Annotated in this window: 19 protein-coding genes; 18 read left to right on the top strand and 1 reads right to left on the bottom strand. The window is 59.0% G+C overall.

What is annotated here, in order from left to right; translation table 11 throughout:
• The first annotated feature begins 24 nt into the window (after positions 1–24).
• The 4 genes from rfbD to BLV45_RS09260 all read left to right on the top strand — a co-directional run bounded on the left by rfbD (position 25) and on the right by BLV45_RS09260 (position 4,721).
• On the top strand, positions 25–930 hold the full coding sequence (gene rfbD, locus BLV45_RS09275) for a dTDP-4-dehydrorhamnose reductase (protein WP_090532040.1): 906 nt from the start codon (positions 25–27) through the stop codon (positions 928–930).
• A gap of 191 nt (positions 931–1,121) precedes the next feature.
• Complete coding sequence (gene gmd, locus BLV45_RS09270) at positions 1,122–2,162, top strand: GDP-mannose 4,6-dehydratase (protein WP_090532038.1); 1,041 nt, start codon at positions 1,122–1,124, stop codon at positions 2,160–2,162.
• The gene (locus tag BLV45_RS09265) at positions 2,146–3,063 is read left to right on the top strand and encodes a GDP-mannose 4,6-dehydratase (RefSeq protein ID WP_090532036.1); all 918 of its coding nucleotides are present in this window, start codon (positions 2,146–2,148) and stop codon (positions 3,061–3,063) included. The genes gmd (BLV45_RS09270) and BLV45_RS09265 overlap by 17 nt, the downstream gene beginning before the upstream one ends.
• Positions 3,064–3,305: 242 nt before the next feature.
• A complete protein-coding gene (locus tag BLV45_RS09260; protein WP_090532033.1) occupies positions 3,306–4,721 on the top strand; it encodes a mannose-1-phosphate guanylyltransferase/mannose-6-phosphate isomerase in 1,416 nt (471 codons plus the stop codon).
• A gap of 459 nt (positions 4,722–5,180) precedes the next feature.
• On the opposite strand, the gene BLV45_RS26995 is transcribed toward BLV45_RS09260, so the two are convergent.
• Positions 5,181–5,393, bottom strand: a complete 213-nt coding sequence (locus tag BLV45_RS26995; RefSeq protein WP_143130404.1) for a hypothetical protein — start codon at positions 5,391–5,393, stop codon at positions 5,181–5,183.
• A 98-nt stretch (positions 5,394–5,491) separates the two neighbouring features.
• Between BLV45_RS26995 and BLV45_RS09255 the strand changes: the two genes are divergently transcribed.
• From BLV45_RS09255 to BLV45_RS09190, 14 genes are all read left to right on the top strand, one after another.
• Positions 5,492–6,373, top strand: coding sequence for a YveK family protein (locus BLV45_RS09255; RefSeq protein ID WP_143130403.1), 882 nt, complete (start codon positions 5,492–5,494; stop codon positions 6,371–6,373).
• A gap of 205 nt (positions 6,374–6,578) precedes the next feature.
• Positions 6,579–7,700 carry a non-hydrolyzing UDP-N-acetylglucosamine 2-epimerase gene (wecB, locus tag BLV45_RS09250; protein WP_090532029.1) on the top strand — a complete coding sequence of 374 codons (1,122 nt, stop codon included), beginning with the start codon at positions 6,579–6,581 and terminating at the stop codon, positions 7,698–7,700.
• Positions 7,700–8,941: a UDP-N-acetyl-D-mannosamine dehydrogenase gene (wecC, locus tag BLV45_RS09245; protein WP_218133535.1), complete on the top strand. Its 1,242-nt coding sequence runs from the start codon at positions 7,700–7,702 to the stop codon at positions 8,939–8,941. Before wecB ends, wecC begins: the two co-directional genes overlap by 1 nt.
• On the top strand, positions 8,938–9,972 hold the full coding sequence (gene gmd, locus BLV45_RS09240; protein WP_090532028.1) for a GDP-mannose 4,6-dehydratase: 1,035 nt from the start codon (positions 8,938–8,940) through the stop codon (positions 9,970–9,972). Before wecC ends, gmd (BLV45_RS09240) begins: the two co-directional genes overlap by 4 nt.
• 233 nt (positions 9,973–10,205) lie before the next feature.
• Positions 10,206–11,261, top strand: a complete 1,056-nt coding sequence (locus BLV45_RS27735) for a glycosyltransferase (protein WP_218133534.1) — start codon at positions 10,206–10,208, stop codon at positions 11,259–11,261.
• Positions 11,262–11,328: 67 nt separating this feature from the next.
• Positions 11,329–12,567 carry a lipopolysaccharide biosynthesis protein gene (locus BLV45_RS09230; protein WP_143130402.1) on the top strand — a complete coding sequence of 413 codons (1,239 nt, stop codon included), beginning with the start codon at positions 11,329–11,331 and terminating at the stop codon, positions 12,565–12,567.
• Positions 12,554–13,837, top strand: coding sequence for an O-antigen polymerase (locus BLV45_RS28315; RefSeq protein WP_245753172.1), 1,284 nt, complete (start codon positions 12,554–12,556; stop codon positions 13,835–13,837). The genes BLV45_RS09230 and BLV45_RS28315 overlap by 14 nt, the downstream gene beginning before the upstream one ends.
• A gap of 68 nt (positions 13,838–13,905) precedes the next feature.
• Entirely contained in the window at positions 13,906–15,822 is a 1,917-nt protein-coding gene (asnB, locus tag BLV45_RS09220; protein ID WP_090532022.1) for an asparagine synthase (glutamine-hydrolyzing), read from the top strand.
• A gap of 23 nt (positions 15,823–15,845) precedes the next feature.
• Positions 15,846–17,981, top strand: coding sequence for a bi-domain-containing oxidoreductase (locus BLV45_RS09215; RefSeq protein WP_090532020.1), 2,136 nt, complete (start codon positions 15,846–15,848; stop codon positions 17,979–17,981).
• 79 nt (positions 17,982–18,060) lie between these two features.
• Entirely contained in the window at positions 18,061–19,704 is a 1,644-nt protein-coding gene (locus BLV45_RS09210) for a heparinase II/III family protein (protein WP_090532018.1), read from the top strand.
• An 11-nt stretch (positions 19,705–19,715) separates the two neighbouring features.
• Positions 19,716–20,903: a glycosyltransferase family 4 protein gene (locus BLV45_RS09205; protein WP_090532014.1), complete on the top strand. Its 1,188-nt coding sequence runs from the start codon at positions 19,716–19,718 to the stop codon at positions 20,901–20,903.
• On the top strand, positions 20,903–21,886 hold the full coding sequence (locus BLV45_RS09200; protein WP_090532012.1) for a UDP-glucose 4-epimerase family protein: 984 nt from the start codon (positions 20,903–20,905) through the stop codon (positions 21,884–21,886). Before BLV45_RS09205 ends, BLV45_RS09200 begins: the two co-directional genes overlap by 1 nt.
• A gap of 9 nt (positions 21,887–21,895) precedes the next feature.
• A complete protein-coding gene (locus tag BLV45_RS09195) occupies positions 21,896–22,456 on the top strand; it encodes a sugar transferase (protein WP_090532010.1) in 561 nt (186 codons plus the stop codon).
• A gap of 62 nt (positions 22,457–22,518) precedes the next feature.
• Positions 22,519–24,390: a polysaccharide biosynthesis protein gene (locus BLV45_RS09190; RefSeq protein ID WP_245753171.1), complete on the top strand. Its 1,872-nt coding sequence runs from the start codon at positions 22,519–22,521 to the stop codon at positions 24,388–24,390.
• Positions 24,391–24,534: the final 144 nt, after the last annotated feature.

Below are 24,534 nucleotides of genomic sequence, written 5' to 3'. Positions count from 1 at the left end.
TGCACTGATTTCAAGGACGTCCTGATGGCCGATCTGCACGAACGCACTATTCTTGTGACCGGTTCCACGGGCCAGGTGGGCTTTGAACTTCTTCGAAGCCTGCAGGGGCTCGGCCGGATCGTTGCGCCCAGGCGGGAAGCTTTCGATCTGTCGGATTTCGACCAGATGCGGCGTGTGGTGCGTGAGCTTAAGCCCGCGCTTATCGTCAATCCGGCGGCTTATACGGCCGTGGATCAGGCGGAAACCGACGTCGACGCCGCAATGAAGATGAATGGTGAGGCGCCAGGGGTGCTGGCGGAAGAGGCCCGGCGCGTGGGCGCCGCGCTTTTTCACTTTTCTACTGACTATGTGTTTGACGGCACCAAGGATGGCGCTTACGAGGAAGACGATCCGACCGGCCCGCTCAATGTGTACGGTAAAAGCAAGCTGGCGGGCGAGCAGGCGATCGAGCAGGTCGGCGGCACATACTTCGTGTTTCGGACGAGTTGGGTCTATGGGACGCGTGGGCGCAATTTTATGCGGACGATGCTGCGGCTTGCTGCGGAGCGGTCTGAACTGAGTATTGTGGCGGATCAGGTGGGGGCGCCGACCTGGTCAGGGACGATTGCCGCTTTGACGGCGCATATTGCGACGCAAGCGCTGGTTGAGCATCGGCACGATGGTGGATGGTGGTCGGAACGCGCGGGTGTCTATCATCTGACTGCGGCCGGAATGACCTCTTGGGCCGGATTCGCAGACGCAATTTTCGGCGCAGCGGCGTTACCCAGCCGGCCGACGGTGAAACCCATCACGTCGAACGAATACCCGACTCCAGCGAGACGCCCGGCTAACTCCCGGCTGTCGAACGAAAAACTGGCATCGATGTTCGGAATCCGGGCACCGGGCTGGCGCGAGGCGTTGAAGTTGTGCGTTACCGGCCTCCCTGTGTGACGGCTCGGATCTCGATGCCGGCGGGTCGCGAATGGCGAAACAGCGACGACCATCGAAGCGAGGGAAAGAACGCGCCGCAGCACTGGTTTCCCCGGCTGGGCCGACCAGGCCCTCAGATATAATCGGCCACGACATTTAGTACCGCACTCACTGCTTGCGGCGTGACCGTCAAGCGCGGTGTTTTCAAGGAGATGGAATTGACGAGCGCAGTTGTAACTGGCATCACGGGGCAGGACGGAGCGTATCTCACGCAGTTACTGCTTGAACACGGTTACGAGGTCTACGGTGCCTATCGGCGCACCAGTTCAGTCAATTTTTGGCGTCTGGAAGAGGTCGGCGTCGTCAACCATCCGAAGTTGCATCTGGTCGAACACGATTTGACGGACCTCAGTTCCACGATGCGCCTGATTGAAAAGGCCCAGCCGCGCGAGATCTACAACCTCGCAGCGCAAAGCTTCGTCGGTGTTTCGTTCGACCAGCCCGTCACGACAGCCGAAATTACGGGTGTGGGTGCGCTCCATTTGCTGGAAGCGATCCGCATCGTTAACCGTTCGATCCGTTTCTATCAGGCATCGACCTCTGAAATGTTCGGCAAGGTGCAGTCGATTCCGCAGAACGAGGAAACGCCGTTCTATCCCCGTAGCCCCTACGGTGTCGCCAAGCTGTACGCACACTGGATCACGGTTAACTACCGCGAGTCATACGACATCTTTGGTTCAAGTGGCATCCTTTTTAATCACGAGTCGCCACTCCGCGGCCGCGAGTTCGTCACGCGCAAGATCACCGATTCCGTCGCGAAGATTTCGCTCAGCAAGCAGGACACGCTTGAACTCGGCAATCTGGATGCCAAACGCGACTGGGGTTTTGCTAAGGAGTACGTCGACGGGATGTGGCGCATGCTGCAGGCCGACGAGCCGGACACGTTTGTGCTGGCGACCAACCGTACCGAAACGGTCCGCGATTTCGTGGCGATGGCTTTCAAGGCGGTCGGAATCGAACTGGACTGGCGCGGACAGGCCGAGCAGGAGCAGGGCGTCGATGCGTCGAACGGAAAGGTTCTCGTAAGAGTAAACCCGAGGTTCTATCGGCCCGCCGAGGTCGAGCTGTTGATTGGCGACCCCGCCAAGGCAAAGACGAAGCTCAAGTGGGAAGCGACAACCTCGCTGGAAGGACTGTGCAAGATGATGGTGGAAGCCGACCTGCGGAGAAACAAAATTGGTTTTTCCTTCTGATCCGGCCCGCCGGCGTGCCCTTGTCACTGGTGTGCGCGGCTTTACCGGCGCGTACGTCAAGGACGAACTGCAACGCGGCGGTTACGAGGTGGTGGGTACGCTTGCCCGGAATGATATAGCGGACGCAAACGAGCATGCGCTGGACATCACATCGCTGGATGAATGCCGCCGCGTGATCGACGAGGTGCGCCCAGCGTATATCGTGCATCTCGCTGCGATCAGCTTCGTCGCACACGACGATGCGCTTGAGATGTATCGTGTCAACGTCCTGGGGACGCTGAATCTGCTACAGGCATGTTCCGAGGTCGGCCACCGGCCGGACAAGATACTGATCGTGAGCAGCGCCAACGTGTACGGAAACGCTGGGGGCGTCGTAGACGAGACCACGCCCCCAGCGCCGGTCAATCACTACGCAGCCAGCAAGCTGGCGATGGAGCACCTGGTTCGCACGTGGTTCGACCTCCTGCCCATCGTGATGACACGGCCGTTTAATTACACCGGGCGTGGACAGAGCGAGCGCTTCCTGGTTCCGAAAATCGTGTCGCATTTTGTGAAGCGACGGTCGTTGATGGAACTGGGCAATCTTTACGTTGCGCGCGATTTTTCCGATGTGCGTACCGTGGCGGCGACCTATCGCGCGCTGCTCGAGTCGTCGGTTGCCGGTGAAACAGTCAATGTGTGCAACGAGCGCCCCCGTACGCTCAAGGAAATCGTGGCGATGGTGAGGGAAGCATCTGGACACGATCTGGAAATCCGCGTGAATCCCGCCTTCGTGCGTGCAAACGAAGTCAAGAGCCTGGTCGGCTCGGCGAGCAGATTGCGCCGTCTCGTTCCCGGTGTGCCTGCAATTGACTTCGCGGAGACGATCAAGTGGATGGTTCGGGCCACCGACGGTGAGTGAGCGCGTTCAGCCCGACTGGCAAACCCCTAAAGTCGTCGATGGCAGGGGGCAGGCGCATAAGGGCGTCGTGTAAAATGCCCGCTCTTTTTTGAGTGGAAGTTGAGTGAGGCGCGGACAACGACGCTTGCTGCAACGAGCAGCTAGCCTTTGCGCTTCTCCGGTATTTCCAAGAACTGTGTCGGGTGCTTCAACGAGCGCGTGGCCGACACAGGGCAATCACTTCTACCGACCGTGAGGAATCTGTGAGTCTGACACCCATCATTCTGTGTGGCGGAGCCGGTTCGCGACTGTGGCCGGTGTCGCGTGAGCTTCATCCCAAACCGTTCATGCGTCTAGGAGACGGACAGAGTCTTCTGCAAAAGGCGTTTCTCCGGGCCGTGGCGCTGCCCGGCGTCGAGCACATTCTGACAGTGACCAACCGCGAACTGTTCTTCAAGACAGAAGACGAATTTCGCGAGGTCAATCACGGTAACTGTGCCACGTCGTTCATTCTCGAGCCGTTCGGTCGCAACACCGCCCCGGCCGTGGCGGTGGCTGCCCTGCGTGTGGCTCAGGTGCATGGTCCGGATTCCGTGATGCTGGTGCTCGCAGCCGATCATCTGATTGCCGATCAAGTCGCCTTCGCCGCCGCTGTGAAACAGGCTGAAGCCCTCGCGCGGACCGGGAAAATCGTGACGTTCGGTATTCGGCCGGAGGGCCCGGAAACGGGTTATGGCTACATCGAGGTCAATGGCACCGATGTGGTCCGCTTCGTCGAAAAGCCGTCGCTCGAGAAGGCCCGTGAATACGTAGAGTCGCAGCGGTTCATGTGGAATTCCGGCATGTTCTGCTTCACCGCGAGGGCGATCCTGCGCGAGTTCCGGCAACACGCGCTCGATATTTTCTCCGCGACTGAGGCCTGTCTTGCCGGCTCGCGCGTCGCCGAAGCCACGGGCTGGACTCAGGTCGAGCTGGAGGCGAACGCCTTCGCCAAGGTGCGAGAGGACTCGATCGACTACGCCATCATGGAGAAGTGCACTGAAGCAGCCGTCGTGACGTGCAGCATCGGATGGAGCGATGTGGGCTCATGGGCGGCCGTTAGCGAGTTGTCCGTGCCCGACGCAAACGGCAACCGGGTCGAAGGCGAGGCGTTGCTTCACGATGTAGCGAACTGCTATCTGGTGAGCCATGATCGTTTGATTGGCGCGGTCGGTGTGGAAGATCTGATCGTGATCGACACCCCCGACGCGCTGCTCGTGGCTAATCGCCATAGAAGCCAGGACGTCAAGCACGTCTATGCTGCCCTCAAGGCACAAGGACATGAAGCGCACCGGTGGCACCGCACCATGCATCGTCCGTGGGGCACTTATACGGTTCTCGAGGAAGGTCCGCGCTTCAAGATCAAGCGCATCGAAGTCAAGCCTGGCGGCCGTTTGAGTCTGCAGATGCACCATCACCGCAGTGAGCACTGGATTGTCGTGAGCGGCATGGCGAAAGTGGTGAATGGGGAGAAGGAAATGTTCATATCCACGAACGAGTCGACATACATCCCGGCAGGTCATAAACATCGACTGGAAAATCCGGGTGTCGTCGACCTTGTGATGATCGAAGTGCAGAGCGGCGAATATCTGGGAGAGGACGACATCGTCCGGTTCGAGGATGTTTACGGGCGAACCTGAGGCGCGGAGCCAGCGCCGCGCGGAGGGACGCCTCCATCGTCTTCAATCTCCCACCTCATCCCCCCGTACACCGGCTTCGACTTTGGTTCGGCATAGTGGAACTCACGTGCATGTTTTGGCCATCATGCCAGCGGTTGGCCGCAGGGCTTCCGCACGAAGGCTCTGAGGAGGTGACGTTGCCGTGACGGTGTCCACCTACATTTCTCGGTACTTGGGCGCAACCATGTCATTCCAGAGTTCCGCGACCATCGCGCAAAGCATAACTATTGGACGCTGTGCAAGGGGCCGATCCTCGACAGAAGTGTGATAATCTAACGGCGCTTCAGTATTGGTTGTGCATCACTGGACGATCCGGTGACTGTCGATGTTCGAGAATGTAATTGGTCAGGGCGGCGCGCCGAAGACGGTCAACAGCGCCGAGCGGGAAGCACCCGCCAACATCCGGCGGGTAAAGCATCTCTACAATCCAACTCCTTCGAACAGGGCCGTTCGGCAATCGAACATCGGATCCGGGCGATGCCAGACTTTTTTTGACATCTTTGTTGCGCCTCCATCATCATGAGCGGCATCGAAGTCATATGCATGGCCATCAAGATCTAGTGAGAACTGCTCAGGAAATCCGTACACCGTCAGTCCGGTAATTTCAATTTTCCTGTCGGCGATTGTAGCCACATTGCCGGCTTTGCCATTCCTCTGATCTCGCGACAGAGCAGACCGAACTGTTCACGAAATCAGGGTAAAACCAATTCGATTTTTTCTGAGAGATCAAGATGCACGAAGATTTCCGCCGCGCGGTCGAAAGTAAGGATGTCAATGTAGCGGCGATGGGCGACACGCTGTTGCCCGATGTGATCCATTTTTTGCGCGCCCAGGCGATTTGGCTCATTGGCGGTCTGGTAATCGGTGGGGTGGTCGGCGGCGGCATCGCGTTGACCAAACCGAAGCAATGGCAGGCTTCGTCGGTGATTCAGGTCGGGCAAGTTGGTAATATTGATCCGGCGGGTCAGCTCTCGATGATCGAGACGATTCCGAATACGGTGGAGCGCATTACAGCATTAGTCCAACAGGAATCCAAGGCGAACGTCCCCGGGTTGGGGAAAGTTTCCGCCGGCGACATCGACTTACTGCATGCAACCTTTTCAGCACAGATCGTGCCGAATACCGGCTTCATCCGGATGTCGGTCCGCGGGTTATCTCCGGACGCGGCAAAAATCACAATGAAATCGGCGGAGGATCAACTGGTTGCGGTCCACGCCAAAATAGCAGGGCCGTCCATTGCGCGGCTCAAGGAGGCGCAGGCTCGTGTCATCGCAAGCAGTGCGGAACTTTACAAGCGCCGTGCCGAACTGCAGGTCCAAGTGCAGGCCTCTGCTGGCAAGCCGGCCTCGGCGCAGGATGTGCTGCTCAACTCCCTCATCGATAAAGTTGGCGAGGAGTGGCGTGATCTAGAAACGCGTCGATTGCAACTGGCTGAGCAACTGAGCGATGAGCGCACTTTCGTCACCCGTCCGATCGGCGAGGTGGTGGTTTCAGCGCAGCCGGTTTCGCCGCGCATATCTTTTTATGTCGCGGCTGGCGCTATTATTGGACTGGCGATCGCAGTCTTGATCGGAATCTTTCGGCATGTTGGCAACAGCGGTCGTCGCCGGTAATTTTGCACCATTGCGCCTGCGCCGAGTAGGGGTTACAAACCCTCCGACCGTATTCTCGAATTGACAGCTTTCGGCTCGGCCGTATTGCATCCTCTTGTACGGCCGTAAGAGGTTAGTACTGCGGCGTGTAAACAGCGCTGGCGCATGCCAATGAGCTGGGCTGCGCTCCCCGCCTTGCACACAACAGGTCGATAGGCAAATTGTAATGAAAGTCTTGGTAGTGTTTGGTACACGCCCCGAAGCCATCAAGATGGCGCCGGTGGTAGAGGCCCTGAAGGCTGATCCCCGGTTCGATGCGAGGGTTTGCGTGACGGCCCAGCATCGGCAGATGTTGGACCAGGTGCTCGCGCTGTTCGATATCGTCCCTGAGTTCGATCTTGACCTTATGCAGCCAGGCCAAGATCTCACTGACGTTACCGCGCGCGTGCTGACAGGATTGCGTATGGTGTTCGGCCAGTGGCGTCCTGATCTCGTGCTGGTGCATGGCGACACGACCACTACGATGGCGACGTCACTGGCCGCCTACTATCAGCGGATCGCAGTCGGCCACGTCGAGGCCGGTCTGCGCACGGGCGACATATATTCGCCGTGGCCGGAAGAGATGAATCGCAAAATCGCCGGTGCGATTGCGGTAACCCATTTTGCGCCCACGGAAAAGGCCAGAGCGAACCTGCTGGCCGAAGGGGTCGCTGCGGCTGCCATTCATGTTACGGGCAATACCGTGATCGATAGTCTGCTGGAGGTGCACACGCGTATCGAGCACAGCGCGTCCATGCACGACGAACTTTCAGTAGCATTTCCGTTTCTACGTGACGATCGGCGCCTGATTCTCGTGACCGGCCACCGGCGCGAGAATTTTGGCGAGGGCTTCGAGAACATGTGCGGCGCACTGGCCGAACTCGCGGAGCGGCCCGACGTGCAAATCGTCTACCCGGTGCACTTGAATCCCAATGTGCAGGAACCGGTTGCCCGCATTCTGGGTGCATTGCCCAATGTGCATTTGATCGAGCCGCAGGATTACTTGCCGTTCGTTTATTTGATGGGACGGAGTTACCTGATACTGACCGATAGCGGTGGTGTGCAGGAAGAGGCACCCTCGCTGGGCAAGCCTGTCCTGGTCATGCGGAATACTACAGAGCGGCCGGAGGCAATCACTGCCGGCACGGTCCGCCTCGTCGGTGCGGATCGCTCGAAAATCGTCAGCGAGGCGCAAAGCCTGCTAAATGATACGGATGCCTACGAAAGGATGGCGCGTGCGCACAATCCCTATGGGGACGGCACGGCCGCGAAACGTATCGTCGACATACTTGCAAGGGAGATTGTGTAATGGCGAACATCCGTTCGGTTTCGATGATCGGCTTGGGCTACATCGGACTGCCCACTGCTACGGTGATCGCGAGCAAGGGAATCAAGGTCTTTGGCGTGGATGTCCGCCAGCACGTCGTAGATACCATCAATCGTGGGCAGATTCATATTATTGAGCCTGACCTCGATCAGCTAGTGCATCGGGTCGTCAATGACGGGTATTTGGTCGCGAGTACGACGCCGCAGCCGGCTGACGCTTTCATGATTGCGGTGCCCACGCCGTTCAAGGGCGATCACGAGCCGGACCTGGTGTATGTCGAGGCAGCGGCGAAGTCTATCGCGCCGGTGTTGACTGCCGGCAATCTGGTAATCCTCGAGTCCACCTCACCCGTCGGTACTACGGAGAAGCTGGCCGGGTGGTTGGCAGAGGCTCGTCCGGATCTCACGTTTCCGCACCAGGCCGGCGAAGACGCACAGGTCCAACTGGCCTATTGTCCGGAGCGTGTGCTGCCGGGACATATTCTCCGCGAACTTGTCGCTAACGACCGTATTGTGGGCGGCATGACGGCGCGTGCTGCCGAGCAGGCGGCGAGGTTGTATCGCACCTTCGTCGAGGGTGAATGCCTTAAGACGGACGCCCGCACCGCCGAAATGGCCAAGCTTACCGAGAATGCCTTCCGCGATGTGAACATCGCTTTCGCGAATGAACTTTCGTTGATTTGCGACCGATTGAAAATCAACGTGTGGGAACTGATTCGGTTGGCCAATCACCATCCGCGCGTCAACATCCTGCAGCCTGGCCCAGGCGTGGGTGGTCACTGCATAGCCGTGGACCCGTGGTTCATCGTCGACTCGGCGCCAGACGAAGCACGTATCATCCGCACAGCCCGTGAGGTCAATGATGGGAAGCCGGGCTACGTGGTCGACAAGGTGCGGGGCGCCGCGCGCGGCAAGACGAATCCGGTAATTGCATGCCTTGGCTTGGCGTTCAAAGCCAATATTGACGACTTGCGCGAGAGCCCGTCGGTGGAGATCACGCGTCGTCTCGCAGACGGCAAGATTGGAATTGTTCTCGCTGTCGAACCGCATGTCAGCGAACTACCCGAAGAGCTTCGCGACGGCGTGGAGCTGGTCGCGCTGGAAGCTGCGCTCGAGCAGGCCGACATCGTCGTGCTGCTGGTCGATCACGAACAGTTCAAGCGTGTGTCTTGGTCAAGCATCAAAGGTAAGGCAATCATCGACACGCGCGGGATCGTCAATTGAAAAAGGCGCTTGTTACTGGCATTACCGGGCAGGACGGCGCGTATCTGACTCAGCGCCTGCTGGAGCTAGGTTATCGCGTCTACGGTACGTATCGTCGTTCCAGCACCGTAAACTTCTGGCGCCTCGCGGAGCTCGGTATGGAGCACCATCCCGAGCTGGAGCTCGTCGAGTTCGACTTGAGTGACGCGTCGGGCGTCATCCGTCTGATGGCCAAGTACCAGCCCGACGAGGTGTATAACCTCGCGGCCCAGAGTTTTGTCGGCGTTTCGTTCGACCAACCGATCACGACCGCGGAGATCACGGGCGTGGGAGTGGTGAATCTGCTCGAAGCCATCCGCATCGTCAACCCTGCCATCCGTTTCTACCAGGCGTCGACCTCCGAGATGTTCGGCAAGGTGCAGGCCGTACCTCAGGTCGAATCGACTCCTTTTTACCCGCGCAGCCCCTACGGTGTGGCGAAGTTGTATGCTCACTGGATGACCATCAACTATCGCGAGTCTTACGGCATTTTCGGTGCCAGTGGCATCCTGTTTAACCACGAATCCCCCTTGCGGGGCAAAGAGTTCGTAACGCGCAAGATCACGGATTCGGTTGCCAAGATCGCGCTGGGCAAGCTGGACTGTCTCGAGCTCGGCAACATGGATGCAAAGCGCGACTGGGGATACGCGAAAGAGTATGTCGAGGGCATGCGTCTGATGCTGCAGGCTGCGCAGCCGGATACCTATGTGTTGGCCACGAACCGTACCGAAACGGTGCGGGACTTCGTCACGATGGCGTTCAAGGCCGCGGATATCGAGTTGGCGTGGGAAGGGAAGGACGAAAAGCAGGTGGCGGTAGACAGAGCGACAGGTCGGCAACGTGTGCGTGTCAATCCGAAGTTCTTCCGGCCAGCTGAAGTCGACCTGCTGATCGGCAATCCTGCAAAGGCGCAAGAGAAGCTTGGCTGGCGCGCCCAGACTTCCCTCGAAGAGTTGTGCTATCTGATGGTGGAATCGGACATGCGGAAGAACCGCGATGGTTTCTCTTGCTGAGGGATACAGGCTTGGCTTACCCGCACTCACGGGGTTATAAAAGCGCACCGGTCTGGCAGTCTCGAACCGTGCCGGCGTCGTCGGCATTGCAAACGGCAGCAGTGACGTTTGGTGCGTATTGAAGCGCAGCGTGGGCGATGCGGCTGCGTTGATCACGAAGTTCCAATCGCATACCACTGCGTACATCAATGGATGTACGGAGACGCACTGAATAACTACTTGGTTCCCAAAGCATGCGAATCTGCTTTTTCGCGAATATGACTAATCACGCCAACTGGCGTGAAATGTTTGAAACAGTCGAGTTCTACAAAGTCGATATTGAAATTCTCCGTAGCCTTGGACACGAGGTTGTGTTGGCCGGCGACTTTAAGAGCCTCGACAAGACTGCAGATGTCTACTACTGCTGGTGGTGGACGTATGCTTTCTATCCGCTCGCCCAGTCTTTCCTAAAAGGGCAACCGGTGATCGTAACTGGCGCGTTCGACTATGACACCTGCCATAAGATCATTCCTGGTCTGAGCTATTTGGATCGGCCGTTCTGGCAAAAAGTGCTGATGAAGTTCGCGCTGAGGTTCGCGACGCGAAACCTGTTTATCTCGGAGTGTGAATACAAGCTCGTCACCAATCACTTGGCTGTCAACAATCCGATTCTGTGTCCGTTGGCCATCAACACGTCGTACTACCGTCCGGAGCCTGCGCTCGAAGGTGATTACTTCTTCACCGTGTGCTGGAGCAGTGAAACTAACGCCATCCGGAAGTGTCTGGACTCGATCGTGAGCGCGTTCGGAGAGGTCCATAAGGCGCGGCCAGACTTGCGGCTGGTTATGGCGGGCAAGAAAGGCGATCACTATGACGCCTTGGTCCAATTCGCTCGACGGGCCGGGGTGACGGATCGGGTCGAGTTCGTCGGCATGATTTCCGACGAAGAGAAACTTCGGCATTACCAGCAGTGCCTTGCCTACGTGCAACCAACACTGTTCGAAGGCTTCGGCCACGCTATCGGAGAGGCGATAGCGTGTGGTGCCAAAGTGATTACCAGTCCTTCCGGGGCAGTACCCGAGGTAACCGGTCCTTATGCGCGTTTTGTTACGCCAAACGACGTACGCGAATTGGCTCAGGCTATGCTGGATTTGGCTGAAATGCCTGTCGACCCTGCCCAGCAACAGGCTCAGTTGCGTCATATCGAGGACAATTTTTCGATTGCGAAGCGTCGTGAGCATCTGGCCAAGATCCTTAATTCCGTGCAGGTCGCGCGCGGTGGTCAAAAGCGCAATGCGCGATTGCAATAGCCAACGGTCCTCGTCAAACGTGTTAAAGATTCAACAACTTCTTGATAGATACAGATCTGTGATCGGGGTGTTGATCCTGACCGCCTGTATTCAGGGTGGTGTGATCATTTCGCAGTTCCTGGCGGCCTTCTATCTGAGCCCGAACCAGGTCGGTGTGATCCGCACGGTGGAGAGTGTCCTGTCGATCGTGATTTTGGGCACTTCCGTCGGGGCGCCAACGCTGGCGATCCGGGAAATTGCCGCCTTGCGCGGTGACGATGAGCGGTCCGCGCTGCTCAAGCGTCTAATTTGCATGGAACTCATTGTCGGCGCGCTGGCGATCCTCGGTATGCTGCTCGTGCGCGGCCTGATCAAAGGTGAGATGCTGCGCTTTGCGTCGATGATCGCGGGCGTTGCGTTGTTGAGCAACACCATTCGTGTGATCGCCGCTTTCGTGCAGGGTATTCAGACTGCCGCGGCCTTCTCGGTGCGCGTCGTGATATTGACGCTGGTCGCGGTCAGTACAGTGTGCTTCGCATCCTGGTACGGTGGTGTCGACGGATGGGTAGCGGGGCGATATCTGGGTGAAGCTGCGGTCTTGATCGGGCTGGTACATGGAGTGCGTCGGTATTTCATCGGCACCGGCTGGTTCGAACGTGCCACGTTGCCCAACTGGCACGTCATTTCGCTTGGCATTACGGCAAATCTGGCGCTGTTTATCCGACTGCTTTGCGACAACCTGCCGATTCTCGCACTGGCTGCGGCCAAGGTGCCGACGGACCAGATCGGCTTTTTCGGGCTTGCCACGCTGGTTTTGATGGGACCCAACCTTATTTTGGCGGTCACCATGCAAGTGGAATTGCCGCGTGTGGTCTCTGTGCTGTCCAACGCCCAGTTGGTAAGCGAACGCTTCGGCAAATTGTTACGCAATATGCTGAGCATCGCTTTCGCGTTCTTGGGCCTTATCCTGCTGGGATGGATGTTTAATCGCGAGTTTTTGCATCTGACCTACACGCCGACAATCAACGCATTGTGCATCATGAGCTTCGCGCTGCCACTCAGGGCGATTACGCTTTCGATCGGTACCATGTTCACGGCGCTGGGCAAATATCGGTTCTCGGTCTATGTGAACCTGGCCGAACTGGCTATCGTCGGCGGCTTTGCTTATCCGCTCGCGCGCTACTTTGCTACCACCGGTGTGATTCTTTTATTCGTGGCTGGCTCAGTTGTGTCTATTGGGCTGCACATCGGCGCGCTCAGGATTTCAGGCTTGCTTGATCTGTCTTACTATCGGCTCTGGCTAGGAAGAAAAGATGCGACGAATTGACCCGTTTTCGCCGCTGTCCCTGATGATGGCGTTCTTTATCAGCGGGGTATTGTTGCCGCTATATCCGTTCCTCAACATGGAAGACGGCTTCACACAATACTGGCCGTTCGCTTTCTCGGATCGGGATGGAGCGGCATTGTTTGCCGTCCTCGGGCATACATTGGCGTTGATTTGTTTCGCGTGTGCCTACCTGGTGGTGCAGAGAGGGCCGAGGGCAGGGGCAACGCCCCGTATACTCCGGTGCCTGGGGTTCATCAAGAACAGGCCGCCGCTAACGTTTTACCTTATGGGTGGTATTGCGACGCTTGGCCTTGCTCTTACAGTCCATCTACTAGGTGGCTTTGAACAACTGTTGGCTGCCACCAGCAACCGTACGCGAGCGTTTGCCGGGTTGAATTTCATCATCCTGTTGCAGAACGCATTTTTAAGCGTCGGCATGGCGTGGGCGCTGATGCTGACCAATCGGCGTCATCGGGTATCGAGGGGCGCTGTCATGTGCTTCGCGATCTACTTTCTTGTTTCGATCGGCATCATCGCGCTCCAAGGAGCGAAGGCCACAATTTTTGTGTACGTGATCGCGATGGCCCTGATCTGGCACTATCGCGTGCGATCATTCTCGGCATGGAAGCTGGTGGTGTCCGGCGCGGTGCTCTTTGTCTTGTTGATGATTTACCACGTCATCAAGCAGGAGTATCTAGTCTTGGGGCACTTTGCGTTTACGATTTATGGAGACAACATCTTCTCCGCATTCCTGAAGTTCCTGTTTCTGCAATTTACAGGAAACATGATGCAGTTGCAGACATTGGCAGTGTTGATGGACGCGATGCCTGGGCAACTCCCGTTTCTGCATGGTCAGACACTTTTGATGGTTGCCCTGATCTGGATTCCGTCCGCGCTGTTTCCGGCGAAACCGCTAACGGCTCCTGGGATTTTCACGCTGGCGTTCTGGCCGGCTGCATGGCTCGAACAGGGCACCACGCTGCCGCCCGGTTACTTCGGCGAGATGTACATGAATTTCGGTTGGTTCGGCCTGATCGGCGGCGGCCTCGTCGCCGGTCTTCTGTATGGCTGGTCCTACCGCGCGATGCGTAGCCGCCCGGATTGCGATCTGACCTTGGGACGGCATGCGCTTTTCCTGAGTCTCTTGTTGCACTATTTCCGCGGGGAAGTTGCTTCGGTGACGGTATTGTTCTTCACGATCTACGTTCCGTTCTGGCTGATCATCAAGCTTTCCGCGCCGCGTCTGCTTGTTACTCGGGCCGTGAACTGACGTGCAGTACGCTTGGGGCGCTGGTAGACCAGTGTTCCCGTTTTGCACTCTGAAGGGTGACTTGACTTATGTGTGGAATTGTCGGCTATTCTGGTTTCGACCGAGCTTCGCTGAACTTGCGGGCGTTGACCAACGTGCAGGGGCATCGCGGCCCCGACGACCGCGGCGAGATTGTTTTCGAGGCCGACCGTGTTGGCCTCGCTCATCTTCGTCTTGCCATCCAGGACCTGACGGAGGCCGGCCATCAGCCGATGATGACCCAAAGTGGATCTACCGTCATCGTCTATAACGGGGAAATCTACAATACGCCCGAACTCGCCGCGGAGCTGCGCCAGGATGGGATCCAGTTTCGTGGCCACTCGGACACAGAAGTGCTGCTCTACCTGTATGAAAAGTATGGCGAGGACATGCTATCGCGCCTGAACGGCATCTTTGCGTTCGCCATCTGGGACAAGCGCAAGTCGCATCTCTTCGTTGCGCGTGACCACCTGGGTGTGAAACCGTTTTATTACGTGGCCGATGGCGCACGTTTTGCCTTCGCGAGCGAAATGAAGGTGCTGCTGCGTGGCGGCATTGCCGATCGCGCGCTCGACCCTCAGGCGGTGCTGAGCCATCTCGGCTACTTGTGGTCGCCGGGCGGAAGCACACTGGTGGCGTCGGTGAAGAAGCTGGAGCCGGGTCACGCGATGATCGTCAAGGAGGGGCGCGTCCTGCGCAATTGGCGATACTACGACCTGCCATTCGATCAGCCGCTGCTCGATCTGTCCGAGAATGATGCGGCGGACCTTGTTGCCGAAAAGGTGGACGCCGCCGTGCGTCGTCAACTGCTGTCGGATGTGCCCGTCGGTGCGTTCCTGTCCGGCGGCCTGGATTCGAGCGCCGTAGTGGCCTGCGCGAGGCGCGCGCTGCCCAACACGCGCATTCAATGTTTCACGATCTCAGTGCGGGACGGTTCAGTGGCAGACGAAGGGTTTGCCTCCGATCTACCCTATGCAAGGAGCGTCGCTGAACATCTGGATGTGGATTTGCACACTGTCGAGGTCGGTCCCGAAATGGTGGATCGTCTTGCGGAGATGATCTATTACCTCGACGAACCCACCGCCGATCCGGCCGCATTGAATGCGTTGTTCATTTCCGAACTGGCCCGGCAACATGGCATCACGGTCCTGCTGTCGGGCTCGGGCGGTGATGACATTTTCACTGGCTACCGTCGCCACTACGCGTTGCAGCAAGAGCGATACTGGTCATGGCTGCCGCAGTCGGCGCGACGCATGCTGGCCACGGCTAGCGGGGCGCTGCCCGTATCGTCGCCGGCCTTGCGCCGGGTCGGCAAGGCTCTGCAATACGTCGACAAGAGCCCTGCGGAGCGGCTGGCCGGGTACTTCATGTGGCTTGGCCCCGCAGCGGCGCTTAACCTGCTCGATCGTGACTTCGCCGCGTCATTGAGCCCGGTTTCCCTGACGCAGCCACTGCTGACATCGTTGAAGCAGTTGCCGCCTGGCGTGTCGGGGCTTAATCAAATGCTGTACCTGGAATGCAAGCACTTTCTCGCCGACCATAACCTTAACTACACGGACAAGATGGGGATGGCGGCAGGCATTGAAGTGCGGGTGCCGCTGCTGGACCTCGAACTGGTCGACCTCGCCGCCCGGCTGCCACTTAATTTCAAGCAGCGCGGTCGCGAGGGCAAGTGGATCTTCAAGCGAGCCATGGAGCGATTGCTGCCGCGCGACGTGATCTATCGCCCCAAGACCGGCTTTGGTGTGCCGCTGCGCGCATGGCTGCAGACGCGGCTGCGCCCGCTAGTGGACGATGTGCTATCGCCCGAATCCATCCGGCGTCGCGGCATTTTCAATGCCAGTGCCGTGGAGGCCCTGCGCCATGCTGATCGCGAGAGGCGCGTCGATGGAACGTACCCGATCTTCGCACTGGTTTGCATGGAGCTCTGGTGTCGGCAATATCTTGATGGACGCTACCCCGTATAACCGTATCGCAACCTGCAAGATCAATGAAACAAATTCTCCAGAACATGGGTAATGGCCAGACGTCGCTGGTGGAAGCGCCTGCTCCTAGAGCGTTACCTGGAACGCTACTGATTCGCACCACACATAGCCTGATCTCGGCGGGCACCGAGCGCATGCTGGTGGACTTTGGAAAGGCGTCGATGATCGATAAGGCGCGCCAGCAGCCAGAAAAGGTCAAAATGGTGCTGGACAAGGTCAAAACCGAGGGTCTGATGACGACCATCGACGCCGTCAGGAGCAAGCTCGATCAACCGTTGCCGCTCGGTTACTGCAATGTCGGCGTCGTGCTGGAAGTGGGCGCGGGCGTCAGCGGCTTTGCGGTCGGCGACCGCGTTGCATCGAACGGTCCGCATGCAGACTTGGTTCGGGTTCCCAAGAATCTCTGTGCCACGGTGCCAGTCGAAGTTGACAGTGAAGCGGCTGCGTTCACGGTGCTCGCGTCGATCGGTCTGCAGGGCATTCGCTTGGTTCAGCCGACGTTGGGCGAGTACGTGGTGGTGACAGGTCTGGGTCTGATCGGCCTCGCGACGGTGCAGCTACTCCGCGCGCACGGATGTCAGGTGCTTGGCATCGACTTCGATGAGAGCAAGCTTGCGCTGGCGCGCAAGTTCGGCGCGCAGACCTGTAATCCGGCGGCCGGTGAAGATCCGGTCTCGGTTGCGACCGCTTTTTCGCAGGGGCGCGGTATCGATGCCGTTGTGATTACCGCTTCGACCAAGTCGAGCGAGCCGGTTAGCCAAGCGGCCCAGATGTGTCGCAAACGCGGTCGTATTGTGCTGGTAGGTGTGACAGGGCTGGAACTGAACCGCTCCGAGTTCTATGAAAAGGAATTGAGCTTCCAGGTGTCCTGCTCTTACGGCCCAGGCCGCTACGATGCTGCCTATGAACAAGGAGGGCAGGACTACCCGCTCGGTTTCGTCCGCTGGACCGAGCAGCGCAACTTCGAAGCGGTTCTTGCCATGATGCAGTCGGGGCGGCTGGACGTGGCGCCGCTGATATCGCACCGCTATGGACTCGAGCAGGCCGTCGACGCTTATCGCGTCCTCACTGATGACCGCAGTGCGCTGGGCATCGTCTTGCAGTACCCGGACACGCCGGAGGCGACCCTCCGAGTCGGCAAGGTCGCGCTAGGCGCAGCGCCTGCTCCGCAGGCGGATCCGAAATCCCCAGTGCTTGGGGTGATCGGCGCCGGCAACTACGCGTCGCGCGTGCTGCTACCTGCATTCGCGAGGGCCGGTGCCGTATTTGACACCATTGTGACGAGCGCAGGCGTGAGCGGCGTGCATCACGGCAAGAAGCTGGGTTTCCGAAGCGCCGCTACCGACCGTTCCAGTGTGCTGCAGGCCTCCGATATCAACACGGTCATCATCGCGACCCGGCACGATACGCATGCCCGCTTTTCCGTCGAAGCGCTGCGCGCTGGCAAGCATGTGTTCGTCGAGAAGCCGCTCGCGCTGACGCATTCGGAGATCGACGACATCGAGCGTACGTATCGCGAAATGCGTACAGCCGGAGCCCCGCTTCTGATGGTCGGTTTCAACCGACGTTTTTCGCCACTTGTGCAACGCGTGAAGCAACTGCTGGATGTGGTCCACGTGCCTAAGGTGTTCATCTACACCGTCAGCGCGGGAGCCATTCCGGCCGACCACTGGACGCAGGACATGGCCGTTGGCGGGGGGCGAATCATCGGTGAGGCCTGTCACTTCGTGGACCTGCTGCGTTATCTGACGGGCGCGAAGGTTGTTGACGCGTCAATCCGCACCATCGGTGGAGGCGACGCCGCCGGCATCAAGAGTGACAAGGCCGTCATCAATCTCACGTTCGAGGATGGCTCGCTCGGGACCATTCACTACCTAGCAAATGGCGGCAAGGCGTTTCCGAAGGAGCGTCTGGAAGTATTCGCGAACGACGGTGTGCTTCAGCTCGACAACTATCGTTCGCTGCAGGGGTTCGACTGGCCGATGCGGCGAGTCAAACTGTGGAAGCAGGACAAGGGGCAGGACGCGTGCGCCATGGCGTTCCTGGACGCGATCAAGCAGGGTAAGCCAGCTCCAATTCCTTTCGAGGAGTTGATCGAAGTCGCGAGGCTGTCGGTCGAACTGGCTACACAAGCGAGCTAACCACGCGATCCGCCGTAGTCGCGAATACCCCCGTCGATACTTCGGCGGTAGCTCGCTGTGGGACCCCAACTTTTCCGATATGACGTCAAAACTGCTGCTGTTTCATACGGTGCGCCACCTACGTTGGGAGCAGATCGTATGCCGTGTTGCCGCGCGACTGCGCAAGATCGACGCGACCAGCGTGCCGACACCTGCGCTAGCGCGCTGGTCGCGCGCATGGGCGGGCGCCGTTTACAAGCTCCCGTCGCTGGCCCCGGATGACACGTGGACGTTCCTAGGTGAATCTCACCGCGTCGAAGGGGTGTCGGACTGGAACAATCCAGTGTGGTCGAAGTTATGGCTCTACAACCTGCATTATTTCGACGATCTCGATGCCGTCGACGCGCACGCGCGCAGGGCACAACACCAACGCTGGGTGACGCACTGGGCGGCGGACAATCCTGCACCGCTGGGCAATGGCTGGGAGCCCTACACGCTGTCGCTGCGAATCGTGAACTGGATCAAGTGGCTCTCCACGGATCCGGCTCCGCAGCCGGCATGGCTCGCCAGCCTCGCGCTGCAGGTTGAGGTCTTGCAGCAGCGCCTCGAATATCACCTGCTCGGTAATCATTTGTTTGCGAACGCCAAGGCACTGGTGTTTGCCGGCATGTATTTCTCCGGCGAGCGGGCGCAGGGCTGGCTGGAGAAGGGGCTTGCCATTCTTGACCGGGAGATCCAGGAGCAGTTTCTGGCGGACGGCGCGCATTTCGAACTGAGCCCTATGTATCACGCGACGCTGCTCTGGGACCTGCTCGACCTGCTCGAACTGGCCGGTTGCAGGGAACATCCCGCGCTGCGTAACCGCGTGGGAGTCTGGCGCGAGAATGTGGGGTGCGGACTGGCATGGCTCGCCTCGATGTGCCACGCCGATGGCGAGATTGGTTTTTTCAACGACGCTGCGTTTGGCATTGCACCCGCACCGGCGCAGGTGTACAGCTATGCCGAGTGCCTGGACTTCGCGATACCCATGATGCAGCGACCTGCCGAGAGGCAAGTCCGCCTGACACGCATGGCAAGCAGCGGATACGCTCGGATCGACTGGGCCGAGGCGCAAGCCCTGATCGACGTGGCAAAGATCGGACCGGACTACTTGCCGGGGCACGCCCACGCCGACACACTGAGTTTCGAATGGTCTCTGCATGGGCAGCGCGTTCTGGTGAACTCGGGCACATCCCAGTACGGCGACGATGCCGAGCGCCAGCGTCAGCGGGGTACAGCTGCGCACAATACGGTCGTGATTGGCGGTGAGAACTCATCAGAGGTGTGGGCGGGATTCCGCGTCGCCCGACGTGCGTATCCGATCGGATTAACGGTCGCGGCCACGCCTGCCGAAGTCCGCGTGGGCTGCGCGCACGACGGCTACCGCCGTCTTACGGGACGTCCCGTCCATCGCCGGGAATGGCTTGCCAGTCCGCGCGAGCTGCAGGTGACCGATACGCTGTTCGCTCGTGCAGGCGATGCGGTCGCGTACTTTCATCTGCATCCCGACGTGCGGGCGACGATCGTTGACGGCGTGGTCCGGCTTCAGCTGAAGGGGGCGGAGACCGTCAGCCTTCGCTTCGAAGGGGGCGTGCCCACGCTGTCGCCAAGCACCTGGCACCCACGCTTCGGCGAGTCAGTGGCGACAACACGTATCGTCGTGCCATTCCTGGCGGCTAAGCTTGTCGCGGTCATGAACTGGTAATCGGACACACCTTGAAGATATTGATTCTAAGTTTTTACTTCACACCGGACCTATCCGCAGGTTCCTTTCGTACTGCAGCGCTGGTCGACGCGTTGGTGAAAGTATTGCCAGCGGATGCCACGATCGACGTTTTGACGACGCAACCCAACCGTTACGCGTCGTTCAATCACGCTGTGCCCGAGAAAGAGAAGCAGGGCAACGTCAACGTCCGGCGTATTCCGTTACCATCGCACAAGAGCGGCATGAGCGACCAGGCCAAGGCGTTCTTTGCGTACTTCAAGGCCGTGCGCGCCATCGTGCGCGGGCAGCACTACGACATGGTGTACGCAACGTCCTCGCGACTGTTCACCGCCTTTCTCGGCGCCATGGTCGCGCGCCGCACGCGCAGCTTGTTGTACCTAGATATCCGGGACATCTTCGTGGACACGATCAAGGACGTGCTGCCGGGTCGTATCAGCAGTTTTGGCTTGCCCGTGTTTCGCCTGATCGAGCGCTTTACGTTCAACCGGGCCGACCGCATTAATCTCGTGTCGGCGGGGTTTCTGCCATATTTTCGCGAGCGGTTTCCAGACAAGTACTACGACTGCTTTACTAACGGCATCGACGACGCCTTCTTGCAGGCGCCCCCGCTCGAAGGTGTTCGCTCGACGCATGAGCGTAAGCAGGTGCTTTATGCGGGCAATATTGGGGAAGGGCAGGGACTGCATCGCATTCTGCCGGAACTGGCGCGTCGTTGCGCAGATCGCTTTGAATTCCTGGTGGTCGGCGACGGTGGTCGACGTGCAGCCTTGGAGGCCGCTCTGACGGAAAACGGTGTGGACAATGTAACAATTTCCGCGCCGGTGTCGCGCGCGGAGCTCATTGTGCTGTATGAAGCCGCTGATGTCCTGTTTCTTCATCTCAACGCGTACCCGGCGTTCCTCAAAGTTTTGCCGTCCAAGCTTTTCGAGTATGGTGCGCTCGGCAAGCCCGTGCTCGCCGGGGTCGGTGGGTATGCGCGAGAGTTCATCGAAACGGAGGTCAACGGCGCCGCCGTGTTTTCGCCCTGCGACGCGCAGGCAGCGGAAAAGGCGCTGCGCGGTTTGCCTCTCGGTCAAGTGGATCGACGCTTGTTCACTGATAAGTTCAAACGTGCGAACATTATGGAGGGTTTTGCGCACGTGCTGAAAAATGTCGCAATGCGGCAGGAGGAGCTTTGATGCTAACAGTCGTGACTGGTGCCAGCGGTTTTGTCGGCAGTGCAGTATGTCGCGAACTGCTGCGCCGAAACACTCACGTGCGCGCGGCGGCACGGCGCCGACCGGACAATGTCGGGAACGCCGAATGGGTCAGTAGTCCCGATCTCGCGGTCAGCGAGGACTGGACGGAAGTGCTGCGCGGCAGTGACGTGATCGTGCATGCGGCGGCGCGTGTCCATGTAATGCGCGACAAAAGTGCGGATCCGCTCGAGGCGTTTCGCCGGGCCAACACGGAAGGGACACTGGAACTCGCGCGGCAGGCGGTTACCGCCGGCGTCTCGCGCTTCGTGTTTGTCAGCTCGATCAAGGTCAACGGCGAGCAGACCGAACCAGGCCGGGTATTCGAGGCCGACGAGACGCCTAGGCCGACGGATCCTTATGGGATATCCAAACTCGAGGCCGAAGCTGGGTTGCGACGGTTGGCGGCGCGCACAGGCCTGGAACTGGTGATAGTGCGGCCGCCGCTTGTGTACGGCCCCCGTGTGCAGGCGAACTTCCTTGGCATGATGCGCTGGCTGGTGCGCGGTGTACCGCTACCGCTGGGTGCGGTATCCAATCGCCGTAGTCTGGTGGCGTTGGATAACCTCGTAGATCTGTTGTGCATATGCTGCGTCCATCCGGATGCGGCCAATCAGACATTCCTGGTGTCGGACGGCGAGGATGTCTCGACGACCGAGCTGCTGCGCAAACTGGGTCGCGCCCTGGAACATCCCGCGAGGCTCGTGCCGGTTCCGCCGATGATGCTGGAGGTGGCGGGGGCCTTGGTCGGACGGCGCGATCTCGGCCAGCGCCTATGTGCATCGCTGCAGGTCGATATCGGCAAGACGCGTAGCATGCTCGGATGGGAGCCGGTGGTGACGATGGAAAAGGCTCTGAAGGAAACCGCGCGCCAATTCCTGGCGGATAGCAACCGATGCTCGGGGTACCGGTCGGCTGGTTCATAAGCTAATAATATGAAACGGATTTTTGATTTTGGGCTTGCGCTCGTGGCATCGGCAGTACTGCTGTTGCCCATCTTGATTGTTGTGCTCATGGTGAAGCTGAGTTCACGCGGTCCCGTGCTGTACTGGTCGGATCGGATTGGGCGTGACAACCGCATATTCGCGATGCCAAAATTTCGCTCAATGGTTGTCGATACGCCGGCTGTAGCCACCCATCTTCTCAGGAACGCCGATAGCTTTCTGACGCCAATCGGCAGCCTGCTGCGCAAAAGCAGCCTCGACGAGCTACCACAACTCTGGAGCATATTGACAGGCGACATGAGTTTCGTCGGGCCAAGGCCTGCTCTTTTCAATCAGGACGATCTGATCCGTTTGCGCACGGAGCAGGGGGTTCACCATCTTCGTCCGGGCTTGACCGGCTGGGCGCAGGTCAATGGCCGTGACGAGCTGCCTATCCCGGTCAAAGTGGGCCTCGACGTCGTGTACATGCAGAAACAGTCGTTTGCGTTCGATCTGAAGATCTTGGTTCTCACCTTCCTCAAGGTGATTCGCCGGGAAGGGGTTTCGCATTGAAGCCCTTTAGCCACATGATCCGCTACGTTGCGAACCAGCCTCGGCTCGTCAAGAGTCTGATAATGCTGATTGCGGATATCATCTTGCTACCGCTGTCGCTGTGGACAGCCATCGGGCTGAGAATTGACGTCTGGACGTTTCCTCAGACACCCGCGTGGTGGGTCTATCTGCTGCCACCCCTCGTCACTATTCCGATCTTCATTCGCCTCGGCATGTACCGTGCGGTCGTGCGATACATGGAAGACCGTGTGCTGCTGATGATTACCGCAGCCATCACTCTCGCGGTGATGATTTTCGTCGGCCTGCTGAACCTGTTGGGCCAGCCTCAAGTGCCACGTGGGGCAGTGCTCATCTATTCGATGATTGCGGTGATCTACGTCGGCGCGAGCCGCTTTCTCGCGCGCGCAGTGCTGGGACACTTGCTGCAACTGCGTTCGCCGTTGCGTCGGCCGGTTGCGATCTATGGTGCTGGCAGTGCAGGGCGCCAGCTCGCGGTGGCGCTGCGCGCTGGCGTCGAATACCAACCAGTGGCGTTCGTGGACGACAGTTCCGCTGTTCAGGGGCTGCAGATCCTCGGACTGAAAGTCTATTCGCATGAACAACTGGCACGGGTCGTCTTGCGGCGACGGGTGCAGGTGGTTTTGCTGGCGTTACCTTCGGTCACCCGCGCCCGTCGAATCGAGATCATTCGGCAACTCGAACCGCTGCGTGTCGAAGTGCGTGTGGTGCCGGGTATGTCCGACGTGGTTGGCGGAGACGTCCAGACGCTGGAAACGCGGGAGGTGGAGGTCGATGAACTCCTTGGTCGTGACGTCGTTCCGCCCAACCAGGTGCTTCTTGACGCGAATATCAAGGACAAGTGCGTGATGGTAACAGGTGCCGGCGGCTCGATCGGATCGGAGTTATGCCGTCAGATTACCCAGCAGCGCCCGAGAACGCTGCTGTTGTACGAACAGTCAGAGTTCGGCCTCTATTCGATCGAGCAGGAACTGCTTCACCTGATTGCCCGTCAACACCTGTCGATCGAACTGATCCCGGTGCTAGGTTCGGTCCAGAACGAAACACGCTTGCGCGACATCATGTCTCGCTACGCGGTGCAGACGGTGTATCACGCCGCGGCCTACAAACATGTGCCGATCGTGGAGTTCAATATGACCGAAGGAATCCGAAACAACACCTTCGGCACGCAGGCCACCGCCATCGCGGCTATCGATGCAAACGTCGAGACGTTCGTCCTAATTTCCACGGACAAGGCGGTACGTCCCACCAACCTGATGGGTGCCAGCAAGCGTTTCGCCGAACTGGTCTTGCAATCGTACGCGCACGATCCGGCAGTGAAGACGCGCTTCTGCATGGTGCGCTTCGGCAATGTGCTTGGTTCCTCAGGTTCGGTGGTCCCGCTCTTTCGCAGACAGATCGCCGCGGGCGGTCCGGTGACCGTTACGCACCCGGACATCATTCGATACTTCATGACCATTCCTGAGGCCGCCCAGCTAGTGATTCAGGCCGGCGCAATTGGCGCTACCGGTGAGGTCTTTGTGCTGGACATGGGAGAGCCGGTGAGGATCGTCGACTTGGCGCGAAGAATGATTCATCTGAGCGGTTTCTCGGTGCGAGATGAGGACGATCCCGACGGCGACATCGAAATCCGGTTTGCCGGCCTTCGTCCCGGTGAAAAGCTGTATGAAGAGCTGCTGATCGGCGACGACGTGGCCGGGACCAGTCATCCCAAGATCCTGATGGCGAACGAGCACTACATCGAGCGGAAACAGTTGGAACCGCATCTGGAGACGCTAGTCGTGGCGTGCGATCGCAACGATCATGATGCAATCATCCGGGTAATGCAGGCGTGCGTATCCGGCTTCAAACCAGAGGCGGAGATTCGTGATCACCTGTACGCCGGTAATCGTTCGATCTCGCCCACGTTGACATGACTTGCTCGTGACGGGCGTCGGGGGCGCCACTGTGAATGCTTGTGAGGGCGTTCATGGCGCTGGCGCTCAGGTCCTACGGCCGCTCTGGATGGGAGAGGTCACGACAGCACCGTGCCTATTCTTCATGAAAGATCCTCGGCGCAT

Source organism: Paraburkholderia sartisoli, from assembly GCF_900107685.1.
Taxonomy (GTDB): Bacteria; Pseudomonadota; Gammaproteobacteria; order Burkholderiales; family Burkholderiaceae; genus Paraburkholderia; species Paraburkholderia sartisoli.
This window is presented reverse-complemented; position numbering and strand designations above follow the sequence as displayed.